Genomic DNA, 15,275 nt, shown 5'->3' on the forward strand with positions numbered 1-15,275 from the left:
ATATGGCGCCAGATTACTTACGTATACTGGAACGCCATATTTTTAATTTTTAAAACGTTTAAAACTTTAAAAAATAACAATGATTAAAATTTTTGTAGAAAAAATACCTTATTTTAAATAAAAAACATTGTTTTTATCAGTTTATTATCTCCTTAAAGTCTTTAAATACAAAAGTGCTATAATTTTTAATTATGAATAAAAATTACGTATATATTGATTTTGAAGCAATATCTGACCCGTTTGCAAGAGTATTAGCTATTCCTGTTAATACTCCTTTTGCATATACGGTAGGCGCTCTCAATCAGAATAATAAATTCGAAACTAGAACTTTTATTATTGACTTTCTAAAAACTAATTCAATTAAGTCTATATGGTCAACATTAAAACAAAAAATAATAAAACATATATACGAAATCAATTCCAAACTTAATATAGAAGAAGTAGTTTTTATTGGTCATAATCCCACTTTAGAAAAACAAATTTTAATTAAATTATTCCCTAAAAATGCTGTTCAATCTTTACTTGATCCATCTTGTCCTGTTTTATCTTTATCAAAATTAACAGGCCCTAAATTTACTGAAGAATACTTTCCAAATATTAAGAAAGCTATTGAAAAATCAAATGTTACAACATTAAAAAAATGAACAGATGGACGTAATGGTTCTATTGCAGCCTTTACTGGTTTTTGATTATATGTTAATGCAATACCACGTTTAAGAGCTAATGATAAAAGAAAAAAATTTATTTTAAAACTTAATAAAAATTTAGTAATTAAAGAATTGCGCAGATATTCTGGTGACGATGTTAACAAAATGCTTTTTTTAGCATCTGATCCCGATCAAACAAATGCTTTAATTAAAAAATATCTTTACAAAAAAGATTTATTAAAATTAATTAAAAATATCGATTTTGATGAAAATTTAACTATTAAAGAAATTAAAGAGAAAATATGAACACTTTAATTATTTTTTAATTAATGAAAGGAGACAAGTATGTCAGTAAGTATTTCACAAAAAGAAAAAAAACATTACTTTAAACGTCTGCTTCCACAATCTAAATTTGATTGAAAATTATATTTTTCTAAAACTTGGCCAATTATTATTGGTGAAATTTTATTTTGCCTAAATGGTTTTCTTGATAATTTTATGGTTAGCCATATTCCTTCAGGAATTGATGCTTTAACATATGCAAATACATATACTGGTATTATATATACTATTTTCTTCGCAATTCAAGGCGTGGCTGGAATGTTTGTTGGGCAATATTATGGTAAAAAAGATTTTTACAAAGTAAAACAAATTATGAACTTTAGAATTTGAATGTATTTAGCTATAACAATTCTATTTTCTATAGTCTGTGGAAGTCAACCCGATGCTATGATTAGATTAATAGGTGGAGCAAAAATAAATGGATCAGCAATTAATGAAGCAAGAATGTATTTGATGTTAATTTGTGTTTCATGAATTATAACCTCATTTAACTTTAATACAAATATGCAATTAAACGAAACCGGGCATTCAAATTTAGCTTTTGTTTCAGCTTGTTTAACATTATTAAGCAATGCAACAATTAATGCTATTTTACTTTATGGTTTTAGAGGAAATGCATATTATGCTGCTTTTGGGTCAATAGTAAGTGCTTTAGTTTGTTTAGCATCAGACTCATTATTAACATATTATAAGGATCGCCCTATTTTCATTAATATTTTTAAGATTTATTATATTACAAGACCAATAGCAATTCAAATTGTTAGAAGATTCCCAGCAATGCTTATTACAATAGCAGCAATGATAACATTACCAATTAGAATGATTATTTGAGCTAGAGCCTTCCCAGATGATTTAATAAATGGATCAGGAATCGATGAAAAATGAATGGGAATTAATGCTGTAACAATATTAGGATTAGTTGAAAGTTTAGCTTCAATTACTTCTGCAATTACTTCTGCTTGTTCATCTAACGTTTCATATTTTGTAGCCGGAAATTTAGGTAAGAACAATTTTGATGAAGCTAAAAAACATGGTTACGCTTTAAGGGGATTCCATGCAATTGCAGGTTTTGGAATGTCGTTATTAATGGTAGGTGTTATTTTCGGAATAGCGTATTCTCCCGCTACTTCAAAAGGAACACAAGAAGCAGTTAAAAATAATATTGAATTTTATTTATATTCAGAAAATTCCGAATTAATAAATTCTGTATTTATGATACAAAGTAAAAGCAAAGTAATTAACCAGGAAATAATTAATAATGCAAGAAATGTATTTAATTCAATAAATGGTGGAAATTCAAACTTTAGTTCACATCAAATCAAAATGTTTTTTGAAAACAAAGATGTTCAAATTTGATTAAATGCAATGAAGACACAAGTTGGAGCAACATTTACAAGAACATTTTTACTTTCTTGCTTAACATTTTTAATGATAAATCCAATATGGTGTTGATTCTATACTGCTGCGGCATTACCGGGTGCTGGAGGAAGAAATTTAGTTGGATCTATTACTATGCTAGCTGCTCATTCATTATCTTTTATATGATTAAATATATTAACTTTTGCAATTATTATCCCTTCAAGACAAGATGGTCAATCATCAATAAGTTTAGAATTAGCTTACTTTTTATTCTTTTCAATAGATTTTATTAGATGAGGAATTTTTGAAATTGTTGCTGCAAAAGTTAATTGACAAAGAAACATAACTGAAGAATTAAATAAAAACAAGGCAATCGCTTAAATTGTCTTGTTTTTTTATATTACATTTCAAATGATAGATCTAATACAAATTTTATTTTTTCAATTATTCCATCTTTCGTTGTCGCAAAAGCCTTGAAAATGAAATTTTGTCCAACAATTTCTTGATTTTGTACTTCGTCTTTAAAATACTTATGAACTTGAAAGAAAAATTCTTTAATTTCAAATCCGGTAACATCTTTTTTAGATTCAATAAAATAAGTTTGATCTTCTTTAGTGAAGAAATAAGAAAGAGCTATTTTTAAACTAGTTAATTGCTGAATAAAATATTTAAAAGTAATACCATGTTTTGTTTGCTCATTAAACTTATCAATACTATTATAAAGTTGAAGTTGTACAATTTCCTTATCTGTACTATTTAAATCTAAATCCATTGCATAAGAATTATTTTTATTGAAAAAATTATCTAGATTATAACCTGTTTTATAAAAAGAATAATTCGCTAGCAAATGAATTCCAAAATTACTTTCTTGTTTTTTTATTTTTACTTGCTTTTCTAAATCAAAAAAGTCTTTTGCTAATATTTCTTTTTCTAAAGTAAAAATAGTTTTAGTTTTATTATCTGTTGTAGTTTGTTTTGTGATATTAATATTTTTTTTGTCATCGTAAATATATTTAATATTTCTGGTTTGATTAGTTGAATAAAAAATTGATATTCCCGAAATTGTAGCAATTGAAGCAATAAGACCTGAATACATCAATATTGATGTAAAAATTCGCTTACGATTCTTTTTATGTCTTATTTCTTCGCCTTCATTTAATAATTCTTCTTTTCTTTTTTTGTCTTTTTTCATAAATACTCTTTTACTTATTTTTTACTATTATATTGTTCAACTAATATTTGTTTCATTCTCTTAGCTAATTTTTTAGCTCGATCATTATCATTATTTAAAACCTTGTTATATAAATAGTCTGCAAATAACGCTATTAACTTATATTTATAAAAATCCTGTGGCTTATTCATACCATATGTTTTCCAAAATAAATCTTCAGTAAAATTTGCAACGTGAAAGTTTTCAAACATTAATGCTATATCTAAAAATCTCGAACTTCTATAAGCAACAGATCAATCAATTAAATAAATGTTTTGGTTATCCCCTCATAAAATGCTATCCAAATTTAGGTTATTATGGCAATTGGCATCAATTTTTATATTTTTAATTCACTCAAGAATTTGTTCAATAAAATCATTATCTCCAATTTCAAGGAATAAATCTTTTTTATTAATATTATTTAAATACCAAAAAACTTTTTCATCTAGAATATAATCAGGAAATGCTACATCGGAATCGTGATACGTTCGCATTATTTTTGCAAGAATCTTAATGGTTCTTGTATTTAATTCAAAATTATCTTTCCTTGTTAATCATCTTCAAATAATTTTATTTTCATCTTCATAAATAAAAGTTGGTACAAAATAAAAATGTTCAATTTTATTAATTTTTAAGCGGTTATCAAACTGGTTGTGTTGTTTGTGAACAATAAATTTATTATGTTTTGTTGATGTTTTAGTTTTGTACACATTTAGTAATTCGTGTGCTTTATCTTTATTAATAGTTAAGTTACGATAATCCTTTTTGTATTCAGCTTCTCTAAAAGTATTAACTAAATACATATAGTCATCAAACTTCTCTTCACTTAAATTAAAAAAATCAATAATTATTTTTTTGCTAATTCCAATATTAATATGTAATAAGACTAAATCAAAATAAGGGGAATTTAAACTAACGTTGTCAAAATCAACTAATTTAACAAAACCATATTTATTCACTATAATGTTATGTTTTTGAATGTTGTTATGACTTAAAACAAGTTCTTCATCTTTATACTTGTGTAATAATTCATGATATTTTTTATCAGATATTTTAAACTTATTTCAGTTGAATTTTTTAATGTCAATATTAAAAAATTGAAAATTTTTCACACAATTTAAAATTGAATAAATAATTTCATTTGTTAACTTTAATTGAAATAAATCTACTCCAGGAAATCATTTTTTAATAAATATTCCATCTTTAACAAATAAATAATCCTTAAAATTTTTTATTACAATATATTCGTTTTCAAATTCTCAAACAAACTTGCTTTTAGGAATTCTAATTTGTACCCATGTTTCTTCATATTTAGCAATAAAATAAACATTATTAAACTCTTTAAAATCAAAACGGGCGTGAGTTATTTTATTAGCTAATTCTTTACCAAAAGTAGATGTAATCATTTGATACATTAACTCAATTTGTTCACTATTTTGATCATTATTATAAATTTTGTTTTCTTTTAAATACATAGCATATTCTCTAATTGTTAAATTTTATATTCTTTATCATATTCAGAAATAAGTTTATCAACTCTTTTTAAATATAAAGAATCGTCAAAAGGAATTACTTCATGTTTATTAATTCATAAAGCAATTAAAGCATTTACTATAACTTTATGTGCTAATAAATATTTAGGTTCAAAATCATCTCCATAAGCTTCTAAAAATATTCTTTCTTGTTCTTTATTTAAATTAGATGATTCAATAAAATAAGCTAAATCAAAATGAACATCACCCATTGTTGCATATTCTCAATCAGTAATAAAGATTTCTTTCTGATTATTTATAAAATTAAATAATCAAAGATCATTGTGTACTGGGGCTGAGTTATCAATATTTTTCAAAAATAAATTTATCTTTTTATAATGTTTATCTAAAACCGGGATTTTACGGCCTAGTTTTGAAATTTTTTCACGGTAAACTTTAAATCTTCTAGCTACTTGGTTTTCTTTATAAAACTTTAATTTTGAATTATGTAAAGCAATTAATTTTTTTCCAATTTCTCTTAATTGATCGTTGGTTAATGTTTCTGGGCTTAAAATATCTCCATCAATTCATTCATTAACAACTTTTTCTTCGTCCTCATAAATAGTTTTAGGAACAAAAATAAAACAATTTAAAATTTCATTTGGTGTTTTATGATTAAATGAATCATGATTTTTTATTTTAATAAACTGTTTACTTTGAGGATCATAGTATGTTTTATTTGTAAAACCTTGATTTTTTACTAATTCCATTATAAATCCTTAACTAAAAATCAATGTTTGAAACATACTTAGCGTTTTCTTCAATAAAGTCATGTCTTGGATCAACTTCTTCACCCATTAATGTAGTAAACACACGATCACAAACTGCCATGTCATTAATTTGAACTTGTAACATTTTTCTTGTTTCTGGGTTCATTGTTGTTTCTCATAGTTGTTCAGCATCCATTTCTCCAAGCCCTTTGTAACGTTGGATTGAAATATTTTTTTTATCTTCTAACTTAGCTAAAATTTCTTCTTTTTGTAAATCATTATAAGCATATTCAGTTACTTTTCCAGAAACTATTTTATATAAAGGGGGCATAGCAATATATACAAAACCATATTCAATTAAAGGTTTTAAGTAACGGTAAAAGAATGTTAATAATAACGTTGAAATATGTGCACCATCGACATCGGCATCCGTCATAATAATAATTTTGTGATATTTTAATTTATTAATATTGAAGTCTTCACCAATTCCAGTTCCTAAGGCATGAATAATTGTTTGAATTTCTTGGTTTGATAAAAACTTAACTCTATCATTTTTTTCAGCATTAATAACTTTACCTCTTAATGGTAAAATTGCTTGAATTGATCTATTTCTACCACCTTTTGCTGAACCGCCAGCAGAATTACCTTCGACAATAAATAATTCACGTAGCTCGGCGTTTTTTGAAGAACAATCTGCCAATTTTCCAGGAAGTCCACTAAACTCCATTCCATCTTTTTTTCTTGATGCTTCTTTAGCAGCATTAGCAGCTAATCTTGCTCTTTGTGATTGTAAACATTTATTTATGATATTTTTTGCTATATTGGGATTTTCCGCTAAATATCTTTCCAATACTTCTGAAACGACTTTATTTGTTGCATAACGAGCATTAACAGAACCAAATTTAGATTTAGTTTGACCATCAAAAACAGGATCGCTATGTTTAATTGATATAACTGCAATTAAACCTTCTTTAGAGTCTTCTTTACTAATTTTTTCATTACCTTTTAATAATTTGTTTTCTTCTGCATATTTGTTAAAAATTCTAACAATCGAATCATAAAAACCACTCTCATGGGTTCCACCCTCTGTTGTTTGAATATTATTTGCATAAGAAATAACTGTTGATTGATAAGCTTCATTATATTGAAATGCTACTTCTACTAAAATATCTACTCTTTTGGCTGGTTTGTTATTTATATCATCTTCATTTGGTTTATCAAAATCTGTAAAAGAACCTAATGCATAAATAACATCAGCATTAATAGTCTTTTTACCTTTATTTAGTTCTTTAACATAATCAATAATTCCACCATCAAAACAATATGTTTTTTTAGTGTTTTTTGTTAAATCAGTTATGTTAAATTTTAAACCTTTATTTAAGTAGGCTACTTGTTTTATATGATCACTAATAGTTCCAAAATCAAATGCAATTTTGTCCATAACAGTATAATCTGGGTGAAATTTAATTCTTGTACCAGTTTCATTTTCAGGAACTTCACTAATAACTTTTAAAGGTTCTTGCGGCTTACCACCGTTTTCATATTTTTGATAATGTAATTTTCCATTTCTTTTAACTCAAACTTCAAAAGAGTCACTTAACGCATTAACAACGGATGCTCCGACACCGTGAAGACCACCACTCACCTTATAATTACTTGAATCAAATTTACCACCAGCATGTAAAACAGTTAGAATGGTTTCAACAGCAGACTTTTGAGTTGATGGGTGAATATCAACAGGCATTCCTCTACCATTGTCCTCTATTTCAATAAAGTTATCTGGGTATAAGGTGACACTAATTTCGGTAGCATAACCAGCCATGGCTTCATCGACTGAGTTATCAAGAATTTCTCAAATTAAATGGTGAATTCCTTTATATCCCGTTGAACCAATATACATCCCTGGTCTAACACGAACTGGGTCTAATCCTTCCAAAACTTGAATATCACTAGCAACATATTTCTTTTCTTCTGACATTATTTTCTCCTTAACTAGTAATATAATTGCATAGCAATTATAATTAACAATTATATCAAAAAAAGCATTAAAATTGGCTTATAAATAAGCCAATACAAATTTTTATTTTTAAATCAAACTTTTTGATATTTAAAAAGGGAACTTTTATTGTACCTAATTTAAGTTTTTCTTTTTATTTTAAGTATAAAAAATAAAAAGCACTAATTCAAGTGCTTTTTAGATTTAAAACATATTTGCTAGACTTGATGTATCAATATCTTTTCTTTCTGATTCTGAAGCTTGGAATAAGGGTTGGTTATATGCATTTATTTTCTTAGCTACAATATTTGTTCAGAATTGGTAAATTTCTGAATTAAAGTTTCTAACAATTGCATTGTAGTTTCTAATTGTTGCATAAATTTCATCTTCTTGAATAGCAATTTCAGTTTGGAATTGTAAGAATGTTCTATCAGCTTTTAGGTTTGGATATTGTTCAAATTGGAAATTTAAACCTGCTTGAATTGTGTTAAGTTTTTCGTTAAGTTTTTTAGTATCAGTTTCTTTATCTAAATCAACTAGTTGTGAACGCAATTTTGCAATCTCAGTTTGAGTCTTATTTTCAAAGTTAGCATATCCTTTAACAACATCTAATTGTTTTAAAAGAGTTGACCCTCTTTTCTTTTCAGCTGCTTGAATTAAAGAAGAAGCTTCTTGAATTCTGTTCATTTTAGCTAATAAGTAATTTTTTCTAGAAATAGTTACAAATCAAAAAATTCCTAATGTTAATATAAAAAATAGAATATATAAAAATTTTTCTCCACCTGTTGGTTCAGGGTGTTTAATTGTGTTATCAACATTTGGTTTAAAACCTTCTGATTGTTGAGGTGTTCTTGAATCAAATAACATTTTGTTCTCCTTGTATATTTTTTTGTATTTTTAAAAAATAAAATATACTTATATTTTAGTTTAATTAATAAATAAAGTTTAATTTTTTCTGAAAATGTTGAAAATTTGTTGAATTTTGTTCTTGTCTATATTATCATTAACAAAAACAAAAAGTCCATCTTTATCGATTAATATTTTATGATCTACCGATTTTAAAAATGTATTTTTAGAGGCTTTAATTAAATGTATTAAGTATAGTAAATCATTTCTATTATTCTTTAAGAAATTAATATTATAGTCGTATAAACCATCTCCTGCTTCTTCTATAAATTTTAATTTATAGTGTATTGAAGATTCAGACTCATTATCTTTATAAGATAAAAAGTTTCGATCTTCTTGTGTTGCTCAACCAGGTATAAAAATAATTCACTTATCTTCTGAGAAAGGATAAAATCTTTCAAAAGGAACGTCAACTACTATACCCCTTGTATAAACATGGTCTATCAAATTTTCTTTTCAATATGAAAACATTTTAGATTTAATAGCTATTGGGCCTGAATCATCGTTAACGTCCTTTACTAACTCTGAATATGTAATACCAATATTTTTAGCAGGCTTTTGCGTTTTCATACTAAATTTAAATGAAGAACTTGCCTTATTCATTATTTCATATACGTTAAATTCATATTTTTTATTTGCTTGTTCCATTGATTTGTGTTCATCAAAAACATAATCAGATAAATATCTATCTCTTTTTTGATAATTTTCTGAAGCAATATTAGTATTTAGATATATTTGAGTCAAAGCTTTAAAAGTGGGTTGTAATACACTAAAAATTGTTTGTACCATATATGAGTAAACATCATCTATTGTTACAATTTTAGATAAATCAAAGGCTGAATTTATTCAGTTATGTGAAATTGAATAAGCCATAAAGTTTTCTTTAAAATTTCTAGATACATAAATATTATTTTCATATTTACCGAAAATATATTTTTTACCCGAAAAGTACTTGGAATATTCAACGAAATTTTCTTGCGTTTTTAGTTTAAAATAATCAATAAATCCTATTTTGTCATTATAACTAAAATTATAGTGTTGATAAAACTCAGGGTTTTCAAGTAGGAATTCACCTTTCTTAATTATTTTATTATATTGTTTTAAAGTTAAGTAATCAGCTGTTTCATTTAAAATTAAATCTGGACGATAATTTGTGGGAACATTAATCGCATGCTTGACATCCATAAATGGTGTAGGTTCGGTATGATATGCATAAACTGGTTCTGTAGTTCAACCATCTTTTGTTTTAACGGTAATATATCCTGTTCCTTGGGTAACAATATCTTTTCAATATTCTTTTGTATAAATTACATCATAATAAAATGAGTTTCTAATATTGTATTTCTCTATTGAATTAAATCCATAAAAGCCAGGGGCTTCATAAAAAAAATCAAAATCTTTCGGGTCAATTCCATAAACATTCTTAATATTCATTTTGTTTAAAACTTTGTTTTTTCAATCAATTAATGAATATTGATTAAATAGTGTTATTAAGGTAACGTTATTTTCTGCAATTTTTTCTTTAATTATTTGTCTTTTTTCTGATTCAAATATTAGAAATGATTTAATTACTTTTTTATTCTTTAAAAAGAACGATAAAAAGAACAACCCAATAATCAAAAAGAATAAAAAGAAAATTAATCCGTTTGCAAATTTTCTTCCTATAATTTTGTCTGTTTTTTTGCGTTCTTCAATTTCTGTTTCTATTGTTTTTATTTCTTCTATATTTTTATCGATAGATTTTAATGAATCTTCATTTCCAGAATAAATATATTTTTTAAAAATATTATCAACAGCTGGTTGAATATTGTTCACTAATGGTTCATAAATATTTTGGGTTTGATTTGTAAAAATTCTATTTCAATTAATTTGTTTAAATTCTCTTCTTTTATCTTGGTTTTGTGTTTCACTCATTTTAATCTCCTAAAATAAGTCTTCTTTATCCTTAACTAAAGTAAATTTTGTTTTTTCTTTCGAATCTTCTTTGGCAATTTTATTTTCACTTAAGTTTTTATTAGAAATTTCTTTGTCAAAAATGGTTTGATTTTGTTTTTGATTATTTGTTATTAAATCACTTTGTTCTAAGAAAACATTATTATCATTATTTGTAAGTATTTCTTCATTCTTAACATCAGAATTAGAAATATTTTTAATTTCTTGTGTTTCTATTTCAGCAAAATCCACATCATTTAAAATTTCTTTTTTAATTATCATTTCTTCTTTTGAATCTATCGAATTTAGTTCTATTTCTTGTGTACTAAAATCTGGCTCATCAGGAATGATATTGATCGATGTTTTAATAACTTCTTCTTTCTGTGGTGTTTCATTTGTTTTACTTAAATCAATAATATAGTTTTCTTGAGTTTCAACTATTTTAGAGTCATCAATAGTTATTGTTTCTTTTGTTGCATTTTCTTGTGCAAAGAAATCTTTCTTATCTAAATTAGCATTTAAATTCTCGTTTTTTATTTCTTTTTTATTCTTATTTTTTCTATTAAATATTGATTTAAATTTATTATCGCTAATAAAGAATAAACATAAAATAATAACAATAAAAACAATAGAAATAATAAAAGATAAAATAACACCAAACTTACCACCGGGAAAAGCATTAAGAACATAAATGAAAGAAAAAATAATTCCGGGCGTTCATTTATTTGGCAATCATAATGTTGACTCGTTTTTATAATCTAAATATCACTTACCAAAAATAGCCTGAAATGCATTTTTATAACTATATTCTTCAGGTTTAAATTTAGCATAATAAATTGCTGTACCAAGTAGAGAAAGAGCAACCAGAAGTAGCGCGAGCCTCCAAAAACTGAAATGAAATACTCCAATTGAATAAGAACTTTTTAATTTAAAAATTTGTTTGATGCCTATTAACAAGATAAAAACAAATATGGCTATTGAAAACATTCCAAAAAATAAACCAAATGAGTAAGAATAAAGAGTGGTTAATCCTTTGATATTTAAAAAAGAGATTACAAAGAAAAAAACAACTATAAAACTTATTATAGTTCAAATAAAAGGTTTATCCTTTCAAAAAAAATATGCTTTTTTGTTTTTTGTTTTTTTAGGTGTGTTTATTATTTCCTCTTTTGTTTTTTCTATTGCCTCAGCCATTTTTTTACCTTCTTAAACTTCGTATAAAGTGATAACAATCATTGGTTCTTTACTTAATATTTTGTAAATTTTTCTCTTGATGCTTTTTCTTAGTCTTTCTTGAATATCTTTTAAATCAATATCTTTTGCTTCTTTTTGATTAAATTCTTTAGCAAATAAATCATTAGCAATATTGGTAATTATTTCTTTATTATCTTTTGTAATAATTCCGTATGATGAAATATGAAGCTGGCCTATTGGTTTTTTAGTTTTAAAATCAATTAGTGTACTTAAAGCAATAACACCATCTCTTGATAAATTTTCTCTTTCATTAATAACTTCTTGAGAAATATCACCAATTCCAAAACCATCAATAATTGTATCCCCCACATTTTTAATTGAGTGTTTTTGAGAAACTAATTCATTATTAACAAACTCTGCAACCTTTCCATTTTGTAAAACAATACATTTATTAAAATTCATACCAGCATCACGAGCAATATATGAAGCAACAACTAAATATCTATATAGTCCCTGAATTGGAATAAAATATTTTGGTTTTAAAGTTTTTATAATATTAAAAATATCTTCTTTAGATGGATTACATGAATAATATTGATCTGAACCTAATTCAATAAGATTTGCTGTATTTCTTGCTATTTCATCCAATGTTAAAGCATAATTTACTTCAAGACCGTTAACTGGTGGAGCGATAACTATAACGGCGTCATCTGGTCTTAACTTCAAGTAAACATCATTATTTGAGGCAATTCTTATAAATCTTAGATAAAGCCTTTCTATAGCTCCTGTAACTAAAATTACAGCATTTGTTGTTTCATTAGCAATCCGGTAATCTATAAATTCAGGCAATTGTAAATCAGGACTAATTTTAGCTACCAAATTAATTAATTGTGAATAGTTTCTTCCATATGTTACTACTGGACGGTTGTATCTTTTTGCTAAAACTAATACTTCATGTGCAGTAATCATATCTTCATCATAAAGACCAACAATAATTCTTTTATTATTTGGTGTTTCTTTAAATTTATATTCAATTTTTTTAGAAATTCATAACTTGTCAATACTTCTTCCAGGATAATTAGAACGACCTGAATCTAATAATAAAAGTTGTAAGGGTTTATTGTTATTAATAATTTGTTTAATTTGATTTACGTCAGTTTTTCCATAAGGACCTAAATCTCCATCAACAAAGTTTGTCATAAAAAGAATATTACCTTCTTGATATTCAAAATTAAGACCAATTTGTCCAGGAAGACCTCCTGCTAAATCAAATGGTGTAACTGTAACTCCATTTAGTGTTATTGGCATTCTTAAAGTTTTAACTTCATAGTTTTTGTTGTCAATATTATACTTTGAAATTCTATCTAATAAAACGATACGATTGAATGGACTTGTATAAATTTTAAGACCTGGAATCATCATTAATAATCATGGTATGGCTGAAAAAGATTTGTTTTTAACATCTGTAACGAAAACACCAACAATATCTTTTGCTCTTCTTTGTAAAAAATCATAATTGCAAATTAAAGTATCAATCCCGTTATGAGAATTAATTGGCACCTTGGTTCCTGAGTTAATTACATAAAGTTTTTCATTAATTTCTAAAACATAAGCGTTTTTTCCATTCTCATCCAAACCACCTAATGCAAAAAAGTTTACTTTATTCATTGTTCCTCCGATTTTATTATTTTTGAAAATTTAAGATTTTAATTAAAAATATTTTAACAACTTTTTTTATTTCTAAAAGAAATTAAAAAAATAAAGCAGTTAAACCGCTTTATTTGATTAAAAATTCTGCACTTATATAAGTATGGTCACTTAGCGAAAGTGTGGTATGAATTTTTTCTGAATCTTCTAACCCAACATTATGTTTTTCAAGTAATGCTTTTACTTTTTCATCAGTTCTTACTTTATATAAATCAAATTTTTCAAATGATACAAGTTGATAATTAGTTTTATAAAACATTTTGTCATATGGTTCTGAATAATTATCTTTTCTGCCAAGTGATGTTTTGTGCTCTTCAATATCTGAAAAAACAGATTTATATTTATTTTCCAATGTACTAAATGCTAAATTTTGTTTATTTAAAATTATGTTTGTGTCACCACCAAAAAATATGTTGCTTTGTTCACCATCAATTGAATCAAAATAATCTAAAACAGTGGCTAGTTGTTTAGCTTCACGATATTCAAATGACCCTAAACCATTATAAGATTTTTCACCTATTGCTTTATTACTTTTTGATACACCTGGTCCATCAAAATGAGCAAACACAAAAGTTAGTTTTGTTTCAGGTTTTAACTTATACTTAAATTTAACACCATATGGAGGTCTTGAGTATTGTGCGTTAATATCACCAAATTCGTCAGTAAATTTTTCAGTGTAACTATAACCGATATTATTATTATCAAAAGCTTCGGCTTCCATTTTTTGATTATTGTAAATTACAGCAACATGTTCTGCAGCTGATTTACCAAATTGTTCGCCTTTTAATTTCTTTGAAATTACATAAGAATAAAAGTTAGAGTTATTCAATTGATTCAACTCATCAACAAGCGTCTTAATGCCTTCTTCATTATTTACTTCAGTTAAACCTAAAACATCAAATTTTTCTTCATTTGCTAATAAAGCAATTCTCTTTGTTTTCTTTTCTTGTTTGCTACGGTCTCCAGTAAAGTTTAATATATTTCAATGTCCTCATTTAATTTTTGTATCTTCATTTGGTTGAGGATTTGGTTGTTCAGGACTATTGCCTGGATTTTCAGGTTGTTCTGGATTCGGAGTTTCAGTTCCGCTACCAGGGTTTTCATTTCCGGATCCGTTACCTGGATTTTCATTTCCGGATCCTGGATTTTCAGGTTGTTCTGGATTTGGAGTTTCAGTTCCATTACCAGAGTTTTCATTTCCGGATCCATTACCAGGGTTTTTATTTTCAGATCCTGGATTTTCGGGTTGTTCTGGATTCGGAGTTTCAGTTCCGTTACCTGGATTTTCAGGTTGTTCATTTTGGTTTTTAATTTTTTCTATTGTTTTAATAAAGTTATCGTATTCTATATTTAATTTATCTAATAAAAGTTTATATGATTCATTTTCTGAATGAGTTCTTAATAAATTTTCTAAGTCTTGTGACGTAGAATTCATAGTATTTTGAAATTTTTGAACTTCAGCATTAATTATGGAATTTGAATTATTTTCAAACTTATGTAAATTATTATAAATTTCCAACATTCTATTTTCATATTTAACTTTGTATTCAGAAGGTTGAGCCTTTTCTGATTTACAGCTTGATGATATAAGCGGTAAGGTAGAAAGGCCTATTCCCGATAATATAAGTATAATTTTTTTTGCTTTGTTCATACTCTATATCTTACACCAAAAAAATAAAAAATTTGGCTATTTTTTCACCAAAAATAACCCCATTTTTATTTGTTTTTAATTTAAGAAGA

General features: G+C 25.8%; 11 protein-coding genes. 2 read left to right on the top strand and 9 right to left on the bottom strand.

Annotation, left to right across the window (positions count from 1 at the left end; genetic code table 4):
- Window positions 1–191 precede the first annotated feature (191 nt).
- Together ACQW0Y_RS01780 and ACQW0Y_RS01785 are read left to right on the top strand one after the other, a co-directional pair.
- Entirely contained in the window at window positions 192–962 is a 771-nt protein-coding gene (locus ACQW0Y_RS01780) for a DUF2779 domain-containing protein (RefSeq protein WP_427867468.1), read from the top strand.
- A gap of 30 nt (window positions 963–992) precedes the next feature.
- Complete coding sequence (locus ACQW0Y_RS01785; protein WP_427867469.1) at window positions 993–2,729, top strand: MATE family efflux transporter; 1,737 nt, start codon at window positions 993–995, stop codon at window positions 2,727–2,729.
- A gap of 19 nt (window positions 2,730–2,748) precedes the next feature.
- Here the strand turns inward: ACQW0Y_RS01785 and ACQW0Y_RS01790 are convergent, their stop codons facing one another.
- From ACQW0Y_RS01790 to ACQW0Y_RS01830, 9 genes are all read right to left on the bottom strand, one after another.
- Window positions 2,749–3,540, bottom strand: a complete 792-nt coding sequence (locus tag ACQW0Y_RS01790; RefSeq protein ID WP_427867470.1) for a hypothetical protein — start codon at window positions 3,538–3,540, stop codon at window positions 2,749–2,751.
- A gap of 14 nt (window positions 3,541–3,554) precedes the next feature.
- Entirely contained in the window at window positions 3,555–5,033 is a 1,479-nt protein-coding gene (locus tag ACQW0Y_RS01795; RefSeq protein ID WP_427867471.1) for a phosphotransferase family protein, read from the bottom strand.
- 17 nt (window positions 5,034–5,050) lie between these two features.
- Entirely contained in the window at window positions 5,051–5,803 is a 753-nt protein-coding gene (locus ACQW0Y_RS01800; protein ID WP_427867533.1) for a phosphotransferase, read from the bottom strand.
- 10 nt (window positions 5,804–5,813) lie between these two features.
- Window positions 5,814–7,778: a DNA topoisomerase (ATP-hydrolyzing) subunit B gene (gene gyrB / locus ACQW0Y_RS01805; RefSeq protein ID WP_427867472.1), complete on the bottom strand. Its 1,965-nt coding sequence runs from the start codon at window positions 7,776–7,778 to the stop codon at window positions 5,814–5,816.
- A 222-nt stretch (window positions 7,779–8,000) separates the two neighbouring features.
- Window positions 8,001–8,663 carry a LemA family protein gene (locus ACQW0Y_RS01810; protein ID WP_427867473.1) on the bottom strand — a complete coding sequence of 221 codons (663 nt, stop codon included), beginning with the start codon at window positions 8,661–8,663 and terminating at the stop codon, window positions 8,001–8,003.
- 78 nt (window positions 8,664–8,741) lie between these two features.
- Complete coding sequence (locus ACQW0Y_RS01815; RefSeq protein WP_427867474.1) at window positions 8,742–10,616, bottom strand: hypothetical protein; 1,875 nt, start codon at window positions 10,614–10,616, stop codon at window positions 8,742–8,744.
- Between the two features lie 9 nt (window positions 10,617–10,625).
- Window positions 10,626–11,828: a hypothetical protein gene (locus ACQW0Y_RS01820; RefSeq protein ID WP_427867475.1), complete on the bottom strand. Its 1,203-nt coding sequence runs from the start codon at window positions 11,826–11,828 to the stop codon at window positions 10,626–10,628.
- A gap of 12 nt (window positions 11,829–11,840) precedes the next feature.
- Window positions 11,841–13,496 carry a ribonuclease J gene (locus tag ACQW0Y_RS01825; RefSeq protein ID WP_427867476.1) on the bottom strand — a complete coding sequence of 552 codons (1,656 nt, stop codon included), beginning with the start codon at window positions 13,494–13,496 and terminating at the stop codon, window positions 11,841–11,843.
- Window positions 13,497–13,605: 109 nt separating this feature from the next.
- Complete coding sequence (locus tag ACQW0Y_RS01830; protein WP_427867477.1) at window positions 13,606–15,186, bottom strand: MnuA family membrane nuclease; 1,581 nt, start codon at window positions 15,184–15,186, stop codon at window positions 13,606–13,608.
- Between the last annotated feature and the right edge of the window lie 89 nt (window positions 15,187–15,275).

Origin of the sequence: Mycoplasmopsis arginini (assembly GCF_965278885.1) — a bacterium.
In the GTDB taxonomy this organism is placed as follows: Bacteria; Bacillota_I; Bacilli_A; order Mycoplasmatales; family Metamycoplasmataceae; genus Metamycoplasma; species Metamycoplasma arginini_B.